The sequence below is a fragment of the Pseudomonas sp. QLc11A genome (assembly GCF_052112305.1).
GTDB classification, from domain to species: Bacteria; Pseudomonadota; Gammaproteobacteria; order Pseudomonadales; family Pseudomonadaceae; genus Aquipseudomonas; species Aquipseudomonas laurylsulfatiphila.
The window spans coordinates 70,571-93,078 of the sequence record NZ_JAVAJJ010000001.1; the positions used below are offsets into that span (position 1 = coordinate 70,571).

Annotated in this window: 22 protein-coding genes and 1 other RNA gene; 16 read left to right on the forward strand and 7 right to left on the reverse strand. The window is 59.4% G+C overall.

Features of this window, described 5'->3' with window-relative positions; all coding sequences use genetic code 11:
* Positions 1 to 7 precede the first annotated feature (7 nt).
* The 3 genes from Q8X48_RS00370 to Q8X48_RS00380 all read left to right on the forward strand — a co-directional run bounded on the left by Q8X48_RS00370 (position 8) and on the right by Q8X48_RS00380 (position 4,312).
* A complete protein-coding gene (locus tag Q8X48_RS00370) occupies positions 8 to 2,746 on the forward strand; it encodes a LuxR C-terminal-related transcriptional regulator (protein ID WP_015096791.1) in 2,739 nt (912 codons plus the stop codon).
* 87 nt (positions 2,747 to 2,833) lie between these two features.
* The gene (locus tag Q8X48_RS00375) at positions 2,834 to 3,475 is read left to right on the forward strand and encodes an MBL fold metallo-hydrolase (protein ID WP_015096790.1); all 642 of its coding nucleotides are present in this window, start codon (positions 2,834 to 2,836) and stop codon (positions 3,473 to 3,475) included.
* Between the two features lie 102 nt (positions 3,476 to 3,577).
* Positions 3,578 to 4,312 carry an OmpA family protein gene (locus Q8X48_RS00380; protein ID WP_407799133.1) on the forward strand — a complete coding sequence of 245 codons (735 nt, stop codon included), beginning with the start codon at positions 3,578 to 3,580 and terminating at the stop codon, positions 4,310 to 4,312.
* Positions 4,313 to 4,586: 274 nt separating this feature from the next.
* Here Q8X48_RS00380 and Q8X48_RS00385 read toward each other — a convergent pair whose 3' ends face one another.
* A complete protein-coding gene (locus Q8X48_RS00385) occupies positions 4,587 to 5,021 on the reverse strand; it encodes a YhcB family protein (protein WP_126047494.1) in 435 nt (144 codons plus the stop codon).
* A 144-nt stretch (positions 5,022 to 5,165) separates the two neighbouring features.
* Here Q8X48_RS00385 and Q8X48_RS00390 point away from each other — a divergent pair, with 144 nt between their 5' ends.
* From Q8X48_RS00390 to zapE, 3 genes are all read left to right on the forward strand, one after another.
* Complete coding sequence (locus Q8X48_RS00390; protein ID WP_407799134.1) at positions 5,166 to 5,795, forward strand: alpha/beta hydrolase; 630 nt, start codon at positions 5,166 to 5,168, stop codon at positions 5,793 to 5,795.
* Between the two features lie 24 nt (positions 5,796 to 5,819).
* A complete protein-coding gene (locus tag Q8X48_RS00395) occupies positions 5,820 to 7,175 on the forward strand; it encodes a tryptophan--tRNA ligase (RefSeq protein ID WP_407799135.1) in 1,356 nt (451 codons plus the stop codon).
* Between the two features lie 90 nt (positions 7,176 to 7,265).
* Positions 7,266 to 8,360: a cell division protein ZapE gene (zapE, locus tag Q8X48_RS00400; protein WP_007998226.1), complete on the forward strand. Its 1,095-nt coding sequence runs from the start codon at positions 7,266 to 7,268 to the stop codon at positions 8,358 to 8,360.
* Positions 8,361 to 8,525: 165 nt separating this feature from the next.
* On the opposite strand, the gene Q8X48_RS00405 is transcribed toward zapE, so the two are convergent.
* Positions 8,526 to 9,446 carry a GlxA family transcriptional regulator gene (locus Q8X48_RS00405; RefSeq protein ID WP_172435712.1) on the reverse strand — a complete coding sequence of 307 codons (921 nt, stop codon included), beginning with the start codon at positions 9,444 to 9,446 and terminating at the stop codon, positions 8,526 to 8,528.
* A 221-nt stretch (positions 9,447 to 9,667) separates the two neighbouring features.
* On the opposite strand from Q8X48_RS00405, the gene Q8X48_RS00410 reads away from it, so the two are divergent.
* Positions 9,668 to 10,804 carry an acyl-CoA dehydrogenase family protein gene (locus Q8X48_RS00410; RefSeq protein ID WP_095965544.1) on the forward strand — a complete coding sequence of 379 codons (1,137 nt, stop codon included), beginning with the start codon at positions 9,668 to 9,670 and terminating at the stop codon, positions 10,802 to 10,804.
* Positions 10,805 to 10,907: 103 nt separating this feature from the next.
* On the opposite strand, the gene Q8X48_RS00415 is transcribed toward Q8X48_RS00410, so the two are convergent.
* Complete coding sequence (locus tag Q8X48_RS00415; protein ID WP_407799136.1) at positions 10,908 to 11,948, reverse strand: NADP(H)-dependent aldo-keto reductase; 1,041 nt, start codon at positions 11,946 to 11,948, stop codon at positions 10,908 to 10,910.
* A gap of 246 nt (positions 11,949 to 12,194) precedes the next feature.
* Here Q8X48_RS00415 and rplM point away from each other — a divergent pair, with 246 nt between their 5' ends.
* From rplM to Q8X48_RS00450, 7 genes are all read left to right on the forward strand, one after another.
* Complete coding sequence (gene rplM, locus Q8X48_RS00420; RefSeq protein ID WP_007917032.1) at positions 12,195 to 12,623, forward strand: 50S ribosomal protein L13; 429 nt, start codon at positions 12,195 to 12,197, stop codon at positions 12,621 to 12,623.
* Positions 12,624 to 12,637: 14 nt separating this feature from the next.
* Positions 12,638 to 13,030 (forward strand): 30S ribosomal protein S9, encoded by a 393-nt coding sequence (gene rpsI / locus Q8X48_RS00425; RefSeq protein ID WP_003228056.1) that lies wholly within the window; start codon positions 12,638 to 12,640, stop codon positions 13,028 to 13,030.
* Between the two features lie 269 nt (positions 13,031 to 13,299).
* The gene (gene petA, locus Q8X48_RS00430) at positions 13,300 to 13,893 is read left to right on the forward strand and encodes a ubiquinol-cytochrome c reductase iron-sulfur subunit (RefSeq protein ID WP_015096779.1); all 594 of its coding nucleotides are present in this window, start codon (positions 13,300 to 13,302) and stop codon (positions 13,891 to 13,893) included.
* Positions 13,893 to 15,104 carry a cytochrome b gene (locus tag Q8X48_RS00435; RefSeq protein ID WP_095965541.1) on the forward strand — a complete coding sequence of 404 codons (1,212 nt, stop codon included), beginning with the start codon at positions 13,893 to 13,895 and terminating at the stop codon, positions 15,102 to 15,104. The genes petA and Q8X48_RS00435 overlap by 1 nt, the downstream gene beginning before the upstream one ends.
* A complete protein-coding gene (locus Q8X48_RS00440; RefSeq protein WP_015096777.1) occupies positions 15,104 to 15,886 on the forward strand; it encodes a cytochrome c1 in 783 nt (260 codons plus the stop codon). The genes Q8X48_RS00435 and Q8X48_RS00440 overlap by 1 nt, the downstream gene beginning before the upstream one ends.
* Before the next feature lie 150 nt (positions 15,887 to 16,036).
* On the forward strand, positions 16,037 to 16,654 hold the full coding sequence (locus Q8X48_RS00445; protein ID WP_126047488.1) for a glutathione S-transferase N-terminal domain-containing protein: 618 nt from the start codon (positions 16,037 to 16,039) through the stop codon (positions 16,652 to 16,654).
* A gap of 16 nt (positions 16,655 to 16,670) precedes the next feature.
* Positions 16,671 to 17,084: a ClpXP protease specificity-enhancing factor gene (locus Q8X48_RS00450; RefSeq protein WP_007972582.1), complete on the forward strand. Its 414-nt coding sequence runs from the start codon at positions 16,671 to 16,673 to the stop codon at positions 17,082 to 17,084.
* A gap of 165 nt (positions 17,085 to 17,249) precedes the next feature.
* On the opposite strand, the gene Q8X48_RS00455 is transcribed toward Q8X48_RS00450, so the two are convergent.
* The 4 genes from Q8X48_RS00455 to Q8X48_RS00470 form a co-directional block, all read right to left on the reverse strand.
* The gene (locus Q8X48_RS00455) at positions 17,250 to 17,828 is read right to left on the reverse strand and encodes a BON domain-containing protein (protein ID WP_015096776.1); all 579 of its coding nucleotides are present in this window, start codon (positions 17,826 to 17,828) and stop codon (positions 17,250 to 17,252) included.
* Positions 17,825 to 18,418 (reverse strand): phosphoheptose isomerase, encoded by a 594-nt coding sequence (locus Q8X48_RS00460; protein ID WP_007972584.1) that lies wholly within the window; start codon positions 18,416 to 18,418, stop codon positions 17,825 to 17,827. The genes Q8X48_RS00455 and Q8X48_RS00460 overlap by 4 nt, the downstream gene beginning before the upstream one ends.
* 104 nt (positions 18,419 to 18,522) lie before the next feature.
* A complete protein-coding gene (locus Q8X48_RS00465; RefSeq protein WP_095965538.1) occupies positions 18,523 to 18,885 on the reverse strand; it encodes a YraN family protein in 363 nt (120 codons plus the stop codon).
* Positions 18,885 to 20,696 (reverse strand): penicillin-binding protein activator, encoded by a 1,812-nt coding sequence (locus Q8X48_RS00470; protein WP_407799137.1) that lies wholly within the window; start codon positions 20,694 to 20,696, stop codon positions 18,885 to 18,887. Before Q8X48_RS00470 ends, Q8X48_RS00465 begins: the two co-directional genes overlap by 1 nt.
* A gap of 177 nt (positions 20,697 to 20,873) precedes the next feature.
* Between Q8X48_RS00470 and rsmI the strand changes: the two genes are divergently transcribed.
* Positions 20,874 to 21,779 carry a 16S rRNA (cytidine(1402)-2'-O)-methyltransferase gene (gene rsmI / locus Q8X48_RS00475; RefSeq protein ID WP_407799138.1) on the forward strand — a complete coding sequence of 302 codons (906 nt, stop codon included), beginning with the start codon at positions 20,874 to 20,876 and terminating at the stop codon, positions 21,777 to 21,779.
* 75 nt (positions 21,780 to 21,854) lie between these two features.
* An RNA gene (gene rnpB / locus Q8X48_RS00480) (RNase P RNA component class A) lies at positions 21,855 to 22,208 on the forward strand.
* The last annotated feature ends 300 nt before the right edge of the window (positions 22,209 to 22,508 follow it).

Here is a 22,508-nt window from a genome sequence, read left to right on the forward strand (position 1 = left end):
GCCGGCTATGACTGATTTGTCCACACCCTCAGGTTCTGCACAGGTTGCCGTCGCGACACTCGACGGGCGGTTTTTCCGTCCGCCGTTGCCCGACGGCCATGTGCTGCGTCCACGATTGTGCGAGCGTCTGAGTGCCGGACTGGCAGGCAGGTTATTGCTGGTCAGTGCCCCGGCAGGGTTCGGCAAGAGTTCGCTGGCGGTGGAGTTCTGTCAGGGGTTGCCGGCACACTGGCAAAGTCTCTGGCTGGGGTTGAGCCCGCGAGACAGTGACCCGGGACGCTTTCTCGAGCGGCTGCTGGAGGGCCTTCAGGACTATTTTCCGCACCTGGGCAGGCAATCCCTCGGGTTGTTGAAAATGCGCCAGCGCCATCAGCCATTCGCATTCGAAGAGTGGCTCGACGGCTTGCTGGACGAACTGGCCGTACACCTGTCCACGGCGAAGCCTTTGCTGCTGGTGCTGGATGATTACCATCTGGCTCAGGGGCCGGTGCTGGACCGTTGCCTGCAGTTTTTCCTCAATCATCTTCCCGATGGTTTGCTGGTGATGGTCACCAGCCGCCAGCGTCCCGACTGGCACCTGGCGCGGCTGCGACTGTCGCGGCAACTGCTGGAATTGCACGAACAGGATCTGCGCCTGACCCACGACGAGGCCTTGAGCCTGCTCGACCGGCACAGCAGCTCCTTGCGCGGTGAGGCACTGGAAAACCTGATCCAGCGCAGCGAAGGCTGGGTTGCAGGGTTACGCTTCTGGCTGCTGGCGGCTTCGGAGGCGGGCACCGATGGCGCGCTGCCGCAATCGTTGCATGGCGGGGAAGGGCTGATCCGCGATTATCTGCTCGAAGAAGTCATCGATTGCCTGCCCGCCGAGGTCCAGTCGTTCCTCTATGACACGGCGCCCCAGGAGCGTTTCTGCAGCGAACTGTGCGATGCCGTTCGCGACGCCCATGACAGCGGGGAGATCCTGCGCTTCCTGCTGGCCCATCAAGTGTTCCTGGTGCCGCTGGACGAACATGGTCATTGGTATCGTTATCACCATCTGTTTTCCGATCTGTTGCGCACGCGGCCGACGTCCCAGTCGATGGTGCCGGCCGCGAGCCTGCACCTGCGTGCCTGCCGCTGGTTCAATGCCCAGGGACTGCTCGATGAGGCGGTGGAGCAAGCGTTGCGTGCCGGTCACCTGGACGTTGCGGCGAACCTGGTGCAGAACCTCTCCGAAGAGCAGCTGCTGGCCGAGCAGAATGTCGGCATGTTGCTGCGCTGGAAAATGGACTTGCCTGACAGCTTGCTGATCAGCACGCCGCGACTGATTGTGCTGTATAGCTGGGCGCTGGGCCTGGCTTGCCAACTGGATGCTGCCGAAGAGCTGGCCAGCCATCTGAGCCGCTTCCTGCCTGCTCCGTCGGCCACCGCCCAGAAGTCCATGCTGGCTCAATGGCTGGCGTTGAGTGGCATCATTGCCCGTGGACGAGGCAACCGCGAGCTGACGCTGCAGTACTGCCGCGAGGCATTGGAAAGTCTTCCGGCCAAGCGTTACGGCCAGCGTCTGATGTGCCTCTCGACCTTGTCCAACCTGGCCATTGCCGACGGTGATTTGTGGCGGGCACGGGGGCTGAACCGCGAATCGCTGGAACTGGCGCAACGTGTCGGCAACCCGTTGTTCGAAGCGCTGGCGCACTACGACCGCGCACGGGTGCTGCAAGCGCGCGGAGAAATCTGTCGGGCACTGGAAGAGGTCCGTCAGGGCATGCAACGCCTGCAGAGCTTGTCTGCACAACGGCTGTATGCGGTTCGCGCCCGACTGACCTTGTACGAAGGCTTTTTGCTGGCCCTGCGCATGCAGCCGCAATTGGCGCGGGTCCGATTACAGGCCGGTCTGAGCGAGGCGCGCGCCTGCCGTGACATCAGCGTGCTAATCGGCCACTGCGTGATTGCCAGGCTGGAAGGCAGCAGCGGCGAGTTCGCCAAAGCCTTTGCCGAGTTGGCCGAAGCCGAGCGGCTCATGCACATCTGGGACGTGCCACCGATCTACTACCTGGCCATGATCACCCTGGTCAAATGCGAGCTCTGGCTGGCCCAGGGGCGTACCGATCTGGCCGAAGCCTGGCTGGCGCGCCTGGGGCAGACCTATAACGGCGAGAACGGGGCGGCACCACCGGAGTTCCATCCGCAATTGCCCTTGCATATCGAATTGCAACAAGCCTTGCTGGAAGTCATCCAGGGCCAGCCGATGCTGGCTGAAGGGCGATTGAATGCGCTGCTCGAACATGGCCAGCAAAGCGGTCGGCAGATGCTCAGTGCCATGGCGCTGACCCAGAAAGTGGCGTTGTTGCTGGGCAGCGGACGGGAGCCGGAAGCACGCAAGGCACTGGTCCAGGCGCTGGACGCCGCTGGCGGAGGCGTGCTGCAACCCTTTGAGGGCCTGCTGGCCGAGCATCCGGACTGGCTGCGTGGGCAGCTTCAACAGTGTTCACCAACCCCTGTTTCCATGAGCCTCAGTGAAAAGCTGCCGGCATTGACTGCCCGCCCTGGAGCGGAATCCGGCGCGGCTGCGGAGCAACTCAGCACGCGGGAATTGGCGGTTCTGCGATTGATCGCCCAAGGCTGTTCGAACCAGGAAATCAGCGATCAGCTGTTTATTTCCCTGCACACGGTCAAGACCCACGCCAGCCACATCAACAGCAAACTCGGGGTCGAGCGGCGTACGCAGGCCGTGGCGCGGGCGAAGGAGTTGGGGGTGCTGGGTTAAGGATTTTTCACGTTACACATCGCGGCCCTTGGCTGGATACTCAATTGTGCGAAAATCGCCCGTCCCCGTTTATCGAGCAGGCCCCCGATGTCCCAGCATCCCACCCTCATCCGCGAAACCTTCCCCGTCGGCCCGTTGCAGTGCAACTGCACGATCATCGGCGATCCGGTGACGAAAAAGGCCATCGTCGTCGATCCGGGTGGCAATCATGAGCTGATCCTGGCGCGTCTCGATGCACTGGGGCTGAAAGTGGTCAGCATCATTCACACCCACGCCCACCTCGATCATTTCCTGGCGTCCGGTCAACTCAAGGAGAAAACCGGCGCGACCCTGCATCTGCACAAGGAAGACCAGTTTCTCTGGGACAACCTGGAAATGCAGTGCCAGATGTTCGGTGTCCCTTACACCCCGGTACCGTCCCCGGATCGCTGGCTGGCCGATGATGAAGAACTGGCCTGCGGTTGTGGCGTGGCGCTGCACACGCCTGGGCACACGCCGGGGTCGATGAGTTTCTGGTTTGCCGATGCCAAGCTGCTGATTGCCGGTGACACGTTGTTCAAGCGTGGGGTAGGGCGCACGGATTTGTGGGGTGGCGACCAGGCCACCATCGTGCGTTCGATCAAGCAGCGTTTGTACACCCTCGACGAGGAGGCGATAGTGGTGGCCGGGCATGGTCCGGACACCCGTCTGGGCGATGAAATGCGCGAAAACCCCTTTGTACGGGCCTGATTTGTAACGAGCGGAATTTTTGTTCCCGGAAGTGATCCAATACCCGCAAAGGCTGTGCCTTGGTCCGTTGCACCACAGAATGCAAAAAAGTAGGAGCTATACATGTTCACCACGCGTCGTTTGATTATTGTCGCAACGGCTGTGGCCGTTTTGTCCGGTTGTGCCTCGCCCAACCCTTACGGCGGTCAAGGCCAGGCTCAGGGGCAGACGGACAGCGGCTCCGAAGGCATGAGCAAGACCGCTAAGTATGGTGGTCTCGGCGCTCTGGCCGGTGCGCTGGCCGGTGCTGCGATCAACCACGATAACCGCGGCAAGGGCGCGCTGATCGGTGCGGCAGTAGTCGGTGCTTCCGCCGCCGGTTACGGCTACTACGCCGACCAGCAAGAGAAAAAGCTGCGCGCCAGCATGGCCAACACCGGTGTTGAAGTGCAGCGCCAGGGCGACCAGATCAAGCTGATCATGCCGGGCAACATCACCTTTGCTACCGATTCGGCAAACATTGCCCCAAGTTTCTATCAGCCGCTGAACAACCTGGCGGGTTCGCTGAAAGAGTTCAACCAGAACCAGATCGAAATCGTGGGCTACACCGACAGCACCGGCAGCCGCCAGCACAACATGGACCTGTCCCAGCGTCGTGCACAAAGCGTGGCCACCTACCTGACCTCGCAAGGGGTCAGCGGTGCCAACCTGAGCGCTCGTGGCGCGGGTCCGGATAGCCCGGTTGCCAGCAACGGTGATGCCAATGGCCGGGCGCAGAACCGCCGTGTAGAGGTTAACCTCAAGGCGATTCCGGGCCAGCAATATGGTGGTCAGCAGCAGGGTCAGCAGTACCCTTGATCGTCTGATTGAACCCCAGGCGTAAAAAAAAAGCCCGCCCGATCCTCAACAGATCGGGCGGGCTTTTTTGTGTTGCCAGATCCGGCCCCTTCGCGAGCAAGCCCGCTCCCACAGGTTATGTGTTGAATGCAAATTTTGTGTACGACATCGACCACTGTGGGAGCGAGCTTGCTCGCGAAGAGGCCAGACCAGGCAACAGAAATCTGGAACAGACAGAAATAAAAAGCCCCCGGACAATCACTCGTCCGGGGGCTTTGTCACACCTGAAACCTGCTTACTTCTTCAGGCCGTAATGCTCATCGAGCATGCCCGGTGCGTTCGGGGCTTTTGGTGCGTAGTCGCGAGGCGGCTCCTGATTGCGCGGTGGCGTCAGGCGTTCACGGGGTGCCTGCGCCGCATCGGCGTGCAGGGAGGCCAGCAGGCGTTGGCGAGTCTGTTCGTCCAGGGCCAGGCGGTTGGCACCCTCGGCGAGATGGTCCTGCACTTCCTGATAGCTCGCAGTCAGTTTCTTGACCAATGAAGCAGTGCTGTTGAAGTGGGTCACCACTTCGTTCTGATAACTGTCGAAACGTTCCTGAATATCGTCCAGCTGACGTTGCGTGCTGCTAGGCGCGGCATTCGGCGCAAGGCGAGCGATCAGGAACCCAATGGCGACACCCACAACCAGGGCAAGAGTCGGTAGCAACCAAACTAAGAGCGAGTGTTCCACGAGTCCTTCCTCTATAAACGGCTTTGCTTTACGTTAACGGCTCGAACCTGCGCTGTATACCGCGATTCACTCGCAATAGACAGCCACAGACAATTTGCTAGACGAGTCGACCCGATTCGAGGTCACGGAGTTCCTTCCTTGCTTATGCGCGAAACCCCTGTAGTGATTGATGGCCCGGTGGGTCAACTGGAAGCCCTTTACCTGGACAACGAGCAGCCTCGCGGCCTGGCGCTGATCTGCCATCCAAACCCGGTCCAGGGTGGCACCATGCTCAACAAAGTGGTTTCGACCCTGCAGCGCACTGCGCGCGACGCCGGACTGGTCACCCTGCGCTTCAACTATCGTGGCGTTGGTGCCAGCGAGGGCTCCCACGACATGGGTACCGGTGAAGTTGATGATGCCCAGGCTGTCGCCGAATGGTTTCGCAACAAACACCCGGAGTTGCCGCTGACCCTGTTCGGTTTTTCTTTCGGCGGTTTTGTTGCAGCAAGTCTCGGCGGACGCCTAGAGGCCAAGGGCGAGCAGCTCAAGCACCTGTTCATGGTCGCGCCGGCGGTCATGCGCCTGGGGGACCAGGATCAACTGCCGCAGCAGGGCGAGCTGACCTTGATCCAGCCGGAAACCGACGAAGTGATCGATCCACAAGTCGTTTACCAATGGTCCGAGAAGCTCGAACGTCCCCATGAGCTGCTGAAAGTGGCAGAATGCGGACACTTTTTTCATGGCAAGCTGACCGATCTCAAGGATCTGATCCTGCCGCGTCTCTCGAATTGATTGCAGTCTGACAAGCGATTACCCATGACGACTCGTACCCGTATCCTCACCGGCATCACCACCACCGGCACGCCGCACCTGGGCAACTACGCTGGCGCCATCCGCCCGGCGATCGTCGCCAGCCGTGACAGCAATGCCGAATCGTTCTACTTCCTGGCTGACTACCACGCCCTGATCAAGTGCGATGACCCGCTGCGCATCCAGCGCTCGCGTCTGGAAATCGCCGCAACCTGGCTGGCCGGTGGCTTGGATGTCGAGCGCGTGACCTTCTACCGCCAGTCCGACATCCCGGAAATCCCCGAGCTGACCTGGCTGCTGACCTGCGTCGCCGCCAAGGGCCTGCTCAATCGCGCCCACGCCTACAAGGCTTCCGTGGACAAGAACGTCGAGACCGGTGAGGACCCGGACGCCGGCATCACCATGGGCCTGTACAGCTACCCGGTGCTGATGGCTGCGGACATCCTGATGTTCAACGCGCACAAGGTGCCGGTCGGTCGCGACCAGATCCAGCACGTGGAAATGGCGCGGGACATCGGCCAGCGCTTCAACCACCTGTTTGGCCAGGGCAAAGAGTTCTTCACCATGCCCGAGGCGTTGATCGAAGAGAGTGTTGCCACGTTGCCGGGCCTGGATGGCCGCAAGATGTCGAAGAGCTACGACAACACCATTCCGCTGTTCAGCAGCGCCAAAGAGATGAAGGACGCGATTTCGCGGATCGTCACCGACTCCCGCGCACCCGGCGAAGCCAAGGACCCGGACAATTCGCACCTGTTCACCTTGTTCCAGGCGTTCGCCACCCCGGCGCAGGCCGACGAGTTCCGCAGCGAACTGTTGCAGGGCCTGGGTTGGGGCGAGGCGAAGAATCGTCTGTTCCAACTGCTGGACAATGAACTGGGCGAATCCCGTGAGCGCTACAACCAACTGATCGAGCGCCCGGCGGATCTGGAAGACATCCTGCAGCACGGGGCGAAAAAGGCTCGTGTGGTAGCGACACCCTTCCTCAATGAATTGCGTGAAGCGGTGGGCCTGCGCTCCTTCGTTGCCCAGACTCAGGTGGCGACGACCATCAAGAAAAAAGCCGCGAAAGCTGCGCGTTTTGTCAGCTTCCGTGAAGACGACGGCAGTTTCCGCTTCCGTCTGCTGGCCGCCGATGGTGAACAACTGCTGCTGTCGCGCAACTTCGCCGATGGCAAGACCGCCGGTCAGGTGACCAAGCAACTGCAATCGGGTCAGCCACTGGACGTGCGAAATGACCAACTGAACTTCAGTGTCTGGCTGGAAGGCGAGTGCGTTGCCGACAGCCCGGCCTTTGCCGACAGTGCTGCGCGTGATGCTGCTGTCGAGGCTTTGCGCATCGCCCTGACACCTGTTCAGGAATAAACAACGGTCCGGCCCGACCAAGGGCCGATTGCCATTCCTCCGGGCCGTCGCTACAGTGTCGGCCCGTTTTTGTTGCCTTGCTAACGAATTATGACGCCCCTAGAACGATATCAAGCTGATCTGAAACGCCCGGAATTCTTCCATGATGCCGCGCAGGAAACTGCCGTGCGCCATTTGCAGCGCCTGTACGACGATCTGGTCGCGGCCGAGCAAAACAAGCCGGGCCTGCTGGGCAAGTTGTTTGGCAAGAAGGATCAGACCCCGGTCAAGGGCCTGTATTTCTGGGGCGGCGTAGGTCGCGGCAAGACTTACCTGGTGGACACCTTCTTCGAAGCGCTGCCCTTCAAGGAAAAGTCCCGTACGCACTTCCACCGCTTCATGAAGCGCGTGCACGAAGAGATGAAGACCCTGGGCGGCGAGAAAAACCCGCTGACCATCATCGCCAAGCGCTTCGCCACCGAAGCCCGGGTCATCTGCTTCGATGAATTCTTCGTTTCCGACATCACCGACGCCATGATCCTTGGCACCCTGATGGAAGAACTGTTCAAGAACGGCGTAACCCTGGTCGCGACGTCGAACATCGTGCCGGACGGCCTGTACAAGGACGGCCTGCAACGCGCGCGCTTCCTGCCGGCCATTGCGCTGATCAAGCAGAATACCGAGATCGTCAACGTCGACAGCGGCGTCGACTATCGTCTGCGTCACCTCGAACAAGCCGAGCTGTTCCACTATCCGCTCGACGAAGCCGCCAACGAAAGCCTGCGCAAGAGCTTCCGAGCGCTAACACCGGAATGCACGGCGGCGGTCGAAAATGACGTGCTGATGATCGAAAATCGTGAAATTCGTGCCCTGCGCACCTGCGATGATGTGGCTTGGTTCAACTTCCGTGAACTGTGCGACGGCCCGCGCAGCCAGAACGACTACATCGAACTGGGCAAGATCTTCCACGCCGTGCTGCTCAGCGATGTCGAGCAGATGAGCGTCACCACCGACGACATCGCCCGCCGCTTCATCAACATGGTCGACGAGTTCTACGACCGCAACGTGAAGCTGATCATTTCTGCCGAAGTCGAACTCAAGGATCTGTACACCGGCGGGCGCTTGAACTTCGAGTTCCAGCGCACCCTGAGTCGTCTGCTGGAAATGCAATCCCACGAATTCCTGTCCCGGGCGCACAAGCCGTAGGAGGATTCGCATAAAAAAGGGCCTGCATTTGCAGGCCCTTTTTTATGCGCTGAAGATCCCCCTGTAGGAGCTGCCGCAGGCTGCGATCTTTTGATTTTAATTTTTCAAGATCAAAAGATCGCAGCCTGCGGCAGCTCCTACAGTGTTTTGCGAATGCCTTGAGGCTCAGGCAGCCTGCTGAAACTGCTGCCGATACTGGTTCGGCGACAGCTCCGTGTGCTGGCGGAACAGTCGCGCAAAGAAGCTCGCATCGTCATAGCCCACCTCATAGCTGATGGTCTTGATGCTCTTGCGGCTGCCGGACAACAAGCCCTTGGCGGTTTCGATGCGCAGGCGTTGCAGGTAATGCAGTGGCTTGTCGCCGGTGGCGGTCTGGAAGCGGCGCATGAAGTTGCGGATGCTCATGCCGTGTTCGCGGGCGACGTCTTCGAAGCGGAACTTGTCGGCGAAGTGTTCTTCGAGCCAGTGCTGGATCTGCAGGATGATCACGTCCTGGTGCAGCTTCTGGCCGCCAAAACCGATGCGTCCCGGCGAGTAGCTGCGCTGTACCTCGTACAGGATGTCCCGCGCTACGGCCTGGGACACATTGGCGCCACAGAAGCGTTCGATCAGGTAAATGTACAGGTCGCACGCCGAGGTGGTGCCGCCGGCGCAGTACAGGTTGTCGGCGTCGGTCAGGTGTTTGTCCTGATTGAGCTGGACCTGTGGGAAGCGTTCGGCGAAGGCATTGAAGAAGCGCCAGTAGGTGGTCGCTTCCTTGCCGTTGAGCAGCCCGGCTTCGGCCAGCCAGAACACACCGGTGGCCTCGCCGCACAGCACGGCGCCGCGCGCATGCTGTTGGCGCAACCAGGGCAGGACTTGCGGGTAACGTTTGCAGAGACTTTCAAAATCGTCCCAGAACGCGGGAAGAATGATGATGTCGGCGTTTTCCAGCCCGCCGTCCACCGGAATCATCACATCGCTGAAGGTGTTGACCGGTTTGCCGTCGGGGCTGACCAGGCGGGTTTCGAACGCAGGTGTCAGGCCCTGGCCCAGCTGTTTGCCGTAGCGCAGGCTGGCGAGGTGGAAGAAGTCCTTGGCTTGCATGAGGGTGGAGGCGAAAACCCGGTCGATGGCCAGGATGCTGACGCGCCGCAGGGGCGTGGAGGCTTGGTTAGACATAATTCAACTTTATTTTTATAGGGGGAAGTGGTCACCAGACGGCTGGATCGTCTTATTTTTTGTCGGATGTGTCCAGTGTCCTGTATCGGAAGCGAGGCATAGTCTCTGAAGGTCAACTCCTTCTAAAAACAAAGAAAAGGTGCCGCATGATCCCCAGAACCTTGTTCAGTTCCGAGCACGAGCTTTTCCGCGACAGCGTGCGGACGTTTCTCGAAAAGGAGGCAGTGCCCTTCCATGGGCAATGGGAAAAACAAGGCTATATCGACCGCAAGCTGTGGAACAAGGCAGGGGAGGCGGGGATGCTCTGCTCACACTTGCCGGAAGAGTACGGCGGACTGGGGGCGGACTTTCTCTACAGCGCGGTGGTGATCGAAGAAGTGGGGCGACTTGGCCTGACCGGCATCGGTTTTTCCCTGCACTCGGACATCGTGGCACCGTACATCTTGCATTACGGTAGTGAGGCGCTGAAGCAGAAGTACCTGCCGAAACTGGTGTCCGGCGAGATGGTTACCGCAATCGCCATGACCGAACCGGGCGCCGGTTCCGATCTGCAGGGAGTGAAAACCACGGCCGTGCTCGATGGCGACGAATACGTGATCAACGGCTCCAAGACCTTCATCACCAACGGCTACCTGGCCGATCTGGTGATCGTCGTCGCCAAGACCGATCCGAAGGCCGGCGCGAAGGGCACCAGTCTGTTTCTGGTGGAAGCCAATACGCCGGGCTTCGACAAGGGCAAGCGCCTGGAGAAGGTCGGGATGAAAGCCCAGGACACCTCGGAGCTGTTCTTCCAGGACGTGCGTGTGCCCAAGGAAAACCTGCTGGGCCAGGCCGGGATGGGCTTTGCCTACCTGATGCAGGAATTGCCTCAGGAGCGCCTCACAGTGGCCGTTGGCGGGCTTGCATCGGCCGAAGCGGCGCTGCAATGGACGCTGGACTACACCCGCGAGCGCAAGGCGTTCGGCAAGTCGATCGCGGATTTCCAGAACACCCGGTTCAAACTGGCGGAGATGGCCACGGAAATCCAGATCGGCCGTGTCTTCGTCGACCGCTGCCTGGAACTGCACCTGCAAGGCAAGCTCGACGTGCCGACGGCGGCGATGGCCAAGTACTGGGGGACCGACCTGCAGTGCAAGGTGCTCGACGAGTGTGTGCAGTTGCACGGTGGCTACGGGTTCATGTGGGAGTACCCGATCGCGCGGGCATGGGCGGATGCGCGCGTGCAGCGGATCTATGCCGGGACAAACGAGATCATGAAGGAGATCATTGCCAGATCATTGTAGGAGCGAGCCTGCTCGCGATGGTCGTCAACGATAACGTTGAAAACCTGACACCCAACGGTGTGCTCAGGTTTTTCGCGAGCAAGCTCGCTCCTACAAGTAGGGGTTATGGCGCCGGATTCGGATGATCCTTGTGAATCGCCTCGATCCCTTCCAGCACTTCCTCCGACAGCTTCAAGTCGAAACTGGCGATGTTGCTCTCCAGTTGCTCCATGGTGGTCGCGCCAATGATGTTGCTGGTCACGAACGGCTGCCGCGTCACGAACGCCAGGGCCATTTGCGCCGGGTCCAGACCGTGTTCGCGAGCCAGGGCCACGTACCGGCTGCAGGCTGCTTCCGACTGTGGGTTGAAATAGCGGCTGAAGCGGCTGTAGAGGCTCAGGCGACCTTTTGGCGGGCGGGCGCCACCTTCGTACTTGCCTGACAGGAAACCGAACGCCAGCGGTGAATAGGCGAGCAGGCCGCATTGCTCGCGGATGGCGATTTCCGCCAGGCCGACTTCGAAGCTGCGATTGAGCAGGTTGTACGGGTTCTGGATCGATACGGCGCGCGGCCAGCCACGGGCTTCGGCCAGGGCCAGGAAGCGCATGGTGCCCCACGGCGTTTCGTTGGACAGGCCGATGTGGCGGATCTTGCCGGCCTTCACCTGTTCGTCGAGCGCTTCGAGGGTGTCTTCCAGCGGGGTCAGGTTGGCTTCGATCTTGTGCTTGTAACCCAGTTGCCCAAAGAAGTTGGTGCTGCGTTCCGGCCAGTGCAACTGGTACAGGTCGATGTAATCGGTTTGCAGGCGCTTGAGGCTGGCGTCCACGGCTTCGGTGATGTGCTGCCGATTGTGCCGAAGGTTCTTGTCGCGGATGTAGTCGATGGTATTGCCGGGGCCGGCGATCTTGCTGGCCAGGATCCAGTCGCCGCGGTCGCCACGGCTTTTGAAGTAATTGCCGATGTAGCGTTCGGTGGTGGCGTAGGTTTCGGCCTTGGGCGGCACCGGGTACATTTCGGCGGTGTCGATGAAGTTGATCCCGGCGCTCTTGGCTTGTTCAATCTGGGCGAAGGCGTCTGCCTCGCTGTTTTGCTCACCCCAGGTCATGGTTCCGAGGCAGAGGGCACTCACGTTCAGATTGGTTCGGCCTAGCTGGCGATAGTCCATCGTGCTGCTCCTTGGGCAAAACAATCATAAAAGCAGGTTGAATTATTTTTCGCAATCTGCATAATTGCGCACCTCTTTCTGCAGTGGAAGTGATGCGCCGCCGCCGAAGAATCTTGCCGTTGAACGGACGCGCCGACCCGAGCCCCCGAAAGCGTCTGTATCCGGCTGCCTTTGACTTGTCAAAGTACGCACTATTCAGTAAGATCCGCCGTCTAATTTACAGGGCGGCCCCTGAGGCTATAAAGAATGAAAACTTTTACTGCTAAACCGGAAACAGTAAAGCGCGACTGGTTTGTCGTCGACGCTGCTGGTCAGACCCTGGGTCGTCTGGCCACCGAAATCGCGAGCCGTCTGCGTGGCAAGCACAAGCCTGAGTACACTCCTCACGTTGACACCGGCGACTACATCGTCGTAATCAACGCTGAGCAGATCCGTGTTACCGGTGCTAAAACCACTGACAAAATGTACTACTCCCACTCCGGTTTCCCGGGCGGCATCAAGTCGATCAACTTTGAAAAGCTGATCGCCAAGGCCCCTGAGCGCGTGATCGAGACCGCGGTTAAAGGCATGCTGCCTAAAAACCCACTGGGTCGCGACATGTACCGTAAGCTGAAAGTCTATGCGGGCGCTGCACACCCACATACTGCTCAGCAGCCCCAAGAACTGAAGTTTTAACGGAATAGTACATTATGTCGGCGACTCAAAATTACGGCACTGGCCGTCGCAAGACCGCAACCGCACGCGTTTTCCTGCGTCCGGGTACTGGTAACATCTCCATCAACAACCGTTCGCTGGATAACTTCTTCGGCCGCGAAACTGCCCGCATGGTAGTTCGTCAGCCGCTGGAGCTGACTGAGACTGTCGAGAAGTTCGACATCTACGTCACCGTGATCGGCGGTGGTGTGAGTGGTCAAGCTGGCGCAATCCGCCACGGCATCACCCGCGCTCTGATGGACTACGACGAGACTCTGCGCAGCGCCCTGCGTAAAGCCGGCTTCGTAACCCGCGATGCTCGTGAAGTTGAACGTAAGAAAGTCGGTCTGCGTAAAGCGCGTAAGCGTCCGCAGTACTCGAAGCGTTAATTCGCTTTCACGTTCAAAAAAAGAACGCCCAGTTTCCTCACGGAGCTGGGCGTTTTTTTATGCCTGAGATTTATCAAAGAATTGCGCTGTGACAACTTGCCACATCCGTAGACGCCCTATACTCCAAGGCTTGAGGGTGGTGGGCTCCGGTAATTACCTTGTCAGAATTGGGGCTTTTCATTACCATTCGGCAAAATTTTTATAAGTACATAGTTTTACTTAGTAGATGCCTGATTTAACAGGCCACAAAGCTGATGGGAGAGGACTGAATGAGCAATGACGGCGTGAATACAGGCCGGCGTCGCTTCTTGGTAGCAGCCACATCCGTGGTGGGTGCTGCAGGAGCGGTGGGGGCTGCGGTCCCGTTCGTGGGGTCATGGTTTCCCAGTGCCAAGGCGAAAGCCGCTGGTGCACCGGTGAAAGTGAATGTCAGCAAAATCGAGCCAGGCCAGCAGATGATTGCTGAGTGGCGCGGTCAGCCGGTGTTCATCGTCCGCCGTACACCGGAAATCCTGGGGAACCTGAAGAAAATCGAGGGCCAGCTCGCTGACCCGACCTCCAAGAGCTCGACACAACCGACTTACGTTGATCCGGAAACCCGTTCGATCAAGCCTGAGGTTCTGCTGCTGATCGGTATCTGCACGCACCTGGGTTGCTCGCCGACCTTCCGTCCTGAAGTGGCACCTGCGGATCTGGGTAAAGACTGGGTAGGTGGTTATTTCTGTCCCTGCCACGGTTCCCACTACGATCTGGCTGGCCGCGTCTACAAGTCGCAACCTGCGCCTTTGAACCTGCCAGTTCCCCCGCATTCCTATGAGACCGATGAGATCATTGTCATCGGCGTCGATACGGAGAAAGCGTGATGAGCAAGTTCATGGATTGGGTTGATGCGCGCTTTCCCGCGACCAAGATGTGGGAAGACCATCTCAGCAAGTATTACGCTCCGAAAAACTTCAACTTTTTCTACTTCTTTGGTTCCCTGGCATTGCTCGTTCTGGTCAACCAGATCGTTACCGGTGTCTGGCTGACCATGAGCTACACCCCGTCGGCGGAAGAGGCGTTTGCCTCCGTCGAATACATCATGCGCGACGTCGAGTACGGCTCGATCCTGCGTCTGCTGCACTCCACCGGCGCTTCGGCGTTCTTCATCGTGGTCTATCTGCACATGTTCCGTGGCCTGCTCTACGGTTCGTACCAGAAGCCGCGCGAGCTGGTGTGGGTCTTCGGCATGCTGATCTACCTGGCGCTGATGGCCGAAGCCTTCATGGGTTACCTGCTGCCGTGGGGCCAGATGTCCTACTGGGGTGCCCAGGTGATCATCTCGCTGTTCGGTGCGATCCCGGTTATCGGCAACGATCTGACCCAGTGGATTCGTGGTGACTACCTGATTTCCGGCATTACCCTGAACCGCTTCTTCGCCTTGCACGTGGTTGCCTTGCCGATCGTCATCCTCGGTCTGGTGGTGCTGCACATCCTGGCGTTGCACGAAGTCGGTTCGAACAACCCGGACGGCGTGGACATCAAGAAGCACAAGGACGAAAACGGCATACCGCTGGACGGCATCGCTTTCCACCCGTACTACACCGTGAAAGATATCGTCGGTGTGGTGGTGTTCCTGTTCATCTTCTGCTCGATCGTGTTCTTCTTCCCGGAAATGGGCGGCTACTTCCTCGAGAAGCCGAACTTCGAACAGGCCAACCCGTTCAAGACGCCTGAGCATATTGCGCCGGTCTGGTACTTCACTCCTTACTACGCGATCTTGCGTGCGGTTCCGGACAAGCTCCTGGGTGTTATCGCCATGGGTGCGGCCATCGCTGTGCTGTTCGTGCTGCCGTGGCTCGACCGTAGTCCGGTCAAGTCCATGCGCTACAAGGGCTGGCTGAGCAAGATCTGGCTTGTCGTGTTCTGCATCTCGTTCGTGATCCTCGGTGTTCTGGGCGTGCTGGCTCCGACGCCAGGTCGTACGTTGCTGTCGCAGGTATGTACCTTCCTGTACTTCGCCTACTTCATTCTGATGCCGTTCTACACCAGGCTCGAGAAGACCAAACCGGTTCCGGAAAGGGTGACTGGCTGATGAAAAAACTATTTGCTGTATTGATGCTTGCTGCGCTGCCAGTGTTCGCTTTCGCAGCACCACACGGTGGTCCGGAGCTGGAAAAAGTCGACATTGACGTTTCCGATAAGGCCGCCATGCAGGACGGCGCACGCACGTTCGCCAACTACTGCATGGGGTGCCACAGCGCCAAGTTCCAGCGCTATGAGCGTGTTGCCGACGACCTGGGTATTCCCCATGAGTTGATGCTGGAGAAGCTGGTGTTCACTGGTGCCAAGATCGGCGACCACATGAACATCGGCATGCAGCCAGCGGACGCCAAGGCCTGGTTTGGTGCTGCACCGCCGGACCTGACCCTGGTTGCCCGTGTTCGCGGCACCGACTGGCTCTACGGTTACCTGAAGTCGTTCTACGAAGATCCTTCGCGCCCATGGGGCGTGAACAACAAGGTCTTCCCGAACGTGGGCATGCCTAACGTCCTGGCCGGCCTGCAAGGTCGCCAGGTGGTGGGATGCAAACAGGTTCAGATCGTCGAAGACGGCAAGAAGCAATTTGATCCGCTGACCGGCACGCCGTTGACTCATGAAGCATGCGATCAGCTGACGATTGTGCCGAAAAGCGGCGCTCTGACTGAAGAGCAGTTCGATGAGAAGGTCAAGAATCTGGTAACCTTCCTGGCTTACTCGGCTAACCCGGTTAAGCTGCAACATCAGCGCATCGGTACGTACGTATTGTTGTACCTGGCGTTCTTCTTCGTATTCGCTTACCTGCTCAAGCGCGAATACTGGAAAGACGTGCACTGATAAAGCTTCAAGCTATTGCTGTTAATCGCGCGCGCCCAAGGGCGCCTCTGAATAGGTAGCGAAACTGGTGATCCAGTCGTTACGGGAGGCGCCCTCTGGGCGCGCTCGTTTTTCCGCTTTCGATAATTTCTACAAGCGAGGAGGATCGCCATGGGCGTGACCAATCGGTTGGCCTGTTACTCCGACCCCGCCGACCACTATTCCCACCGAGTGCGCATCGTACTGGCAGAGAAGGGTGTCAGCGCCGAGATCATTTACGTGGAAGCTGGACGCCAGCCACCTAAACTGATTGAGGTGAACCCTTACGGCAGCTTGCCCACCCTGGTCGACCGCGACCTGGCGTTGTGGGAGTCGACCGTGGTGATGGAATATCTGGATGAGCGTTACCCGCACCCGCCGCTACTGCCGGTTTATCCCGTGGCGCGTGCCAACAGTCGCCTGCTGATACACCGCATTCAGCGAGACTGGTGTGGTCTGGTGGATCTGATTCTGGATGCGCGGACCAAGGAAGCAGCCCGTGCCGTGGCTCGCAAAGAGTTGCGCGAAAGCCTGACGGGTGTGTCGCCACTGTTTGCCGACAAGCCGTTTTTCCTCAGTGAGGAACAAAGCCTGGTGGATTGCTGCCTATTGCCAATACTCTGGCGATTGCCGATTCTGGGTATAGAACTGCCGCGGCCGGCCAAGCCGCTGCTTGATTATATGGAGCGCCAGTTTGCGCGTGAGGCTTTCCAGGCGAGTCTGTCTGGTGTCGAACGCGACATGCGCTAAGGCTTAAGGAGCCGCTATGAACTCCAGTCGACCTTATCTGGTCCGCGCGCTCTATGAGTGGATTGTGGACAACGATTGCACCCCGCATATGCTGGTCAATTCCGAGTATCCGTCGGTGCAGGTGCCTCAAGGCTTTGCCAGTGACGGCCAGATCGTCCTGAACGTATCGCCACAAGCCGTGCGCCACTTGCACATGGATAACGAGGCGGTCAGTTTCGAGGGGCGCTTTGGTGGTGTGCCGCACACCTTGTACGTGCCTATCGCATCGATCCTGGGTATCTACGCCCGGGAGAACGGCCAGGGCATGGTGTTCGATCTGGAATCGCCGATGGGCGAGGACGACGACATCGAGCCGGATGACGACCTTCCGCCACCGGACAGCGAGCCACCGCGTCCAAGCGGTCGCCCCAGTTTGAAGGTGGTGAAGTAATAAAAAAGGCGATCCGGATGGATCGCCTTTTTTATTACTTCACCACCTTCAAACGATGTAGGAGCGAGCCTGCTCGCGATGGGCGTTAACGATGACGCGGGCTGCCTGAATGAGCGCATTCACCGGACGTTTTTCGCGAGCAAGCTCGCTCCTGCAAGATGTGGGTCAGTCGATGTACTCGAACAGCTTCACAATCTTCTGCACGCCGGAGACGCCTTGCACCAGGTTGGTCGCCTGCGCAGCTTCCTGTTTGGTCAGCAGACCCAGCAAGTAGACGATGCCGTTTTCAGTGACGACCTTGATGCGCGAGCCAGGGATGTTCGCGTCAGCGAGCATCTGGGTCTTGATCTTGGTGGTCAGCCAGGTGTCATTCTGGCGCGCCAGCAGCGAGGAGGGGGGCATGATTTGCAGCTCGTTGTGCACCTGCTTCACGCGCTGGACTGCGGCGGCAGCCTGTTCAGCCTTGGCCTTGAGGTCTGCGCGTGGCGTTTGCCCGGCGAGCAGCACGACACCGTTGTAGCTGGTGATGACGATGTGCGAGTCCTTGTCCAGGGCCGGGTCGGCCTTGGCGATGTTCACGCCAACTTTGGTGTCGATCAGGGAGTCGTCGATCTTGCTGCCCAGTGTGCGGGTGCCGCGGTCATCTTCAATGGGTGCTTCACGGCTGGCAGTCACCACCGAGGTGCAACCGCTGATGCCGAGGCACAGAGTCAAGGCCAGTAGGCCAAGGCGATTAGGGGTCATTCTTCACTCCCGAACAATTGGCTGTCGATCAAGTCGCAAAGGCAATGGATCGCCAGCAGGTGGACTTCTTGAATACGAGCGGTGACGTTGGCCGGTACGCGAATCTCCACGTCCTCGGGCAACAGCAGCGACGCCATGCCGCCGCCATCACGTCCCGTCAATGCTACGACAATCATTTCGCGATCATGTGCGGCCTGGATCGCTTGAATTATGTTGGCCGAGTTGCCGCTGGTGGAGATAGCCAGCAACACATCGCCCGGTTGGCCGAGTGCGCGGATCTGTTTGGAGAAGATTTCGTTATAGCTGTAGTCGTTGGCGATCGAGGTGATCGTCGAGCTGTCGGTCGTCAAGGCGATGGCCGGCAGGCTCGGGCGCTCGCGCTCAAAGCGATTGAGCAGCTCGGACGAAAAGTGCTGGGCGTCGCCGGCTGAGCCACCGTTGCCACAGGAAAGCATTTTGCCTTCGTTGAGCAGGGCGTTGACCATGACCTGGCTGGCTTGCTCGATGTGCGGTGCAAGAACTTCCATCGCCTGTTGCTTGGTGTCGATACTGGCCTGAAAAAGCTGGCGAATTCGGGATTGCATGTCCATCTGTGTGACCTTAATTAGCGCGGCTGTTCGGCACGTGAATGTGCAGCCCGCAAAGCAAAGAGCAAAAGTGTTGGGTGATAGTGTCCGGTTCGTGATGCCGGTGATCAGCCATCGAAGGCATTCTGTAGCCAGTTCAGCTGATCGAGGTGGCTGTCGATGGCAATCACGTCGAAGCGGCAAGGGGAATTGGCCCAGCGCGACTCGCGCTGAAGAAAATATTGCGCGGCGAAAATCAGCTTTTGCCGTTTGCGCTCATCGATGCTATCGAGCGCGCCACCCCATTGAGTGTCTTTTCGGTAGCGGACTTCAACGAATACTACTGTATCGCCATCTAGCATGACCAGATCAAGCTCGCCGCGTTTGCACAACCAGTTCTGCGCCAGCAGGCGCAGACCCTGTTGTTGAAGATGCTCGAGCGCGTGGCGCTCGGCATCCATACCGCTTTGCTGGCGTGACCTGTCAGGCATCAGCGGGCGGTGTCCGGCAGGCGCTGGATCTGACCATTGGCGAACTGGGCCCATGGCAACTGGCGCACGACCCGCTGGCTCTGAGTCATGCCGAGGCTGCCCGACTCACCGTCGATGCGGCTGTCCGGCAGAGACTTGAGCTGGCCCAGGCGCGGCGCCAGCCGATAGGCGTCCACGCCCATGGCGTACAGACGTCCCAGGCTACCGGCGGCTTGTGGCCACTGGGCGGTGACCTGGCGGCGCAGTGGGTCGTTGGCGTCCAGCAGCCAGGGTGTTTCGCAGAAACGAATGCCGTTCATGTCGTTGTACTGGTTGACGTCGCCGCTGGCGCTGAACACGTGAGAGGTGGCGTAGACCGGTACATCGCCCGCGTACTGGAAGTTCAGGGTCGGCTTGATCTGTTGGGCCTGTTGCGGCGTGGCGGCGAGGAAGATGAATTCGATGTCCTGGCGGCGCGACGGCTGGGCTGCCACTTGCGAGCCAACAGTGCTTTGCAGGCTCTTGGCGCGACCTTCGCTCTGGCGCAGCTGGAACATGTCGGCAATCTGCTGGGCCAACTGGACCGGTTGGTCGACGCGTTCGGTGGCAACGATGGTACCGCCATTGGCTTGCCAATCCTGGCTGAACGCCTTGAGCACGCGGTCGCCCCATTCGCCTTTCGGCACCATGATGGCTGCGCGATGCAGGCCGTCGGCGCGAGCGCGGCGCGACACTTCACGGGCTTCGTCTTCAGCGGCAAGACCGAACTGGAACAACTGCGCCGGGCCCTGATCGCCTTCGCTGTAGTTCAGTGCCAGGGTGGTGATCGGGAGTTGCGGGCGAGTGCTCAGCTGTTTGACCAGCGGCTTCTCCAGCGGGCCGACGACCAGTTGCACGCCATCGGCCTGGGCCTTGCGGTAGAACTCGTCCATGGATGTCAGGCGCGAGCTGTCATAAAACTCGATGGCAGGTGGTTTCTGCCCGGCCTGTTGTGCCTGGTAGTGGGCAGCCATGAAACCGTCGCGCAATGCTTTGCCAACCGAGGCCAACTGGCCTTCCTGAGGCAGCAGCAGGGCAATCTTGCTCAGGGGCTGGCTGGCCAGTTCCTTGAGTTGGGTCAGTGGCTGCGGCAATTGAAGGGCGGCCGGGTGTTTCGGATTCTGCGCGCGCCAGTTGTCGATGGCGGCCTGTTGCTGCTCCAGGGTGCCGGCGGATTTCACGGCCAGGGCCAGGGCCATCCAGCCACCGAGATCGTCGCTGGCGTTCGGCTGCAACTGCTCGGTCGGCAGCGAGGCGATCAGGGTCCAGATCGCTTCATGGTTTTTGCTCGCGGCTTCACCTTCGAGCATCGGGGCAATGGAAATGCGCTCGCGAGCGGCGGCGAGGGTCTGGCCATCGGCCTCCAGGGCGCGGGCGTGAACGGTGCCGGTGCGGACCTGTTGTTCGTCGGGCAGTTCGCTCAAGTATTGCATGCTTGGGTGGTTCAAGGCGGTCAGTGCGGCCTTGGGCTGATTGCGGGTCATGGCCAGTTCAGCCGTCAGGGTGTTGGCGAAAATCTGCGGCCCCGGCTTGAGCTGCTCGACCGGGACCTGTTGCAGGATTTGCGCGGACTGGCCGGCATTGCCCTGGCGATAGGCCAGGTCGGCAGCGCTCAAGCGCAGAAGGGCGGCATCTTCCGCAGATTTGCTTTGGGCGGCCTTCTCAAGCAGTTGCTCGATACTGGCGTCCGGTGTCCGTGGTAGTTCGCCAAGGCTGGACGAGGGCGAGCTGGCGCAAGCCGCCAGCAAGGCAGCGAGGCAGAGGGCAGATAACAGCCGCAGGCAAGCGATCATGTAAGCGTTCCTGATACTCGATCAAATTAGCGTGGAATTGTACCCAAGCACTGGCCGGGGCGCGATGTTACTGGCATGAATCGATCAATTTAGCTGGTGTAAATGTTGCGCCAGCGCACAAACGCTCGCCGATGGCGCGATTGCATGCGCGTAGCATGAGCCTCGCTACGCGCTACAATGGCGACTTTTACCGATCATGAGGTGTGCGCTTTGACTGCTCCAGGTGCTTTGAATTCTGCTGCTGGCTCGCTTTATGTGGTGGCGACGCCCATCGGCAACCTGGATGACATCAGTGCGCGGGCGCTGAAGATTCTGCGTGAAGTGGCCTTGATCGCCGCGGAAGACACCCGTCATTCGCAGCGCTTGATGCAACACTTCGGCATTTCGACGCCTTTGGCCGCCTGCCATGAACACAACGAGCGGGATGAAGGTAGTCGCTTTATCACGCGTCTGCTTGCCGGTGATAACGTTGCATTGATCTCTGACGCCGGAACGCCGCTGATTTCCGATCCGGGTTATCACCTGGTGCGACAGGCTCGCGCGGCAGGCATCAGCGTGGTGCCGGTTCCGGGTGCCTGCGCCTTGATTGCGGCGTTGTCGGCGGCGGGGCTGCCATCCGATCGTTTCATTTTCGAAGGGTTTCTGCCGGCCAAGGCGGTGGGGCGGCGAGCGCGCCTCGAACAGGTAAAGGAAGAGCCTCGCACATTGATCTTCTATGAGGCCCCGCATCGCATACTCGAATGCCTGCAAGACATGGAGCTGGTGTTCGGCCCCGAGCGTCCGGCACTGCTTGCCCGTGAGCTGACCAAGACGTTTGAAACCCTCAAGGGGCTGCCTTTGGCCGAGCTGCGCGAGTTTGTCGAGTCGGACGGCAATCAGCAGCGCGGCGAGTGCGTAGTGTTGGTGGCGGGCTGGTCTGCCCCCGAGGAGGAGGGCGCTGTCAGCAGCGAGGCGATGCGTATCCTCAATTTGTTGCTCGAAGAAATGCCGCTCAAGCGTGCGGCGGCTTTGGCGGCGCAAATCACCGGTGAACGAAAGAATGTGCTGTACCAGATCGCGCTGGATAAGCAGAAGGGCGAGTAAAACCCGACGCGCAGGCGTGCGCACCGGCGCTTAACGCTTGTTCTTCGGGCGCTCTGCCGGTAACCTTTGCGGCGGAGAGTCGATCGGACAGTCGCTGCCCTCTATGAAAATTAGGGGGGGGAGGAAAGTCCGGGCTCCATAGGGCGAAGTGCCAGGTAATGCCTGGGAGGCGTGAGCCTACGGAAAGTGCCACAGAAAATAACCGCCTAAGCGCTTCGGCGCCGGTAAGGGTGAAAAGGTGCGGTAAGAGCGCACCGCACGTCTGGCAACAGTTCGTGGCTAGGTAAACCCCACTTGGAGCAAGACCAAATAGGGTCCCAAGGCGTGGCCCGCGCTGGGACCGGGTAGGTTGCTAAAGATGTCCAGTGATGGCCATCGTAGACGAATGACTGTTCAAGACAGAACCCGGCTTACAGATCGACTCTCCACCTTTTTTTCCCCTCTGCTTAAATCAATGGGCAAGGGGAATGGTGATAGCAATTTCCCTCCTTGCACAAGCGTCGGGAGAAGCGGTTTTGTGATATCGATTAGCCCGCGCTTGTAGGAATCGCATAAACTCCACGCAGCACCGGTTTCCCTCCTTACACATTCATCCGCAGAACCTCTTTTGTAATACCAAAAAAATCTTACTCTTAATAAATTACTTTAACTTTCGAACGCAGCCTCCTGCGCTGATTCAAGTTATCGGGCAGTTTCATGTGCCGGATTCTCGTTACCCCTCCGCTAATG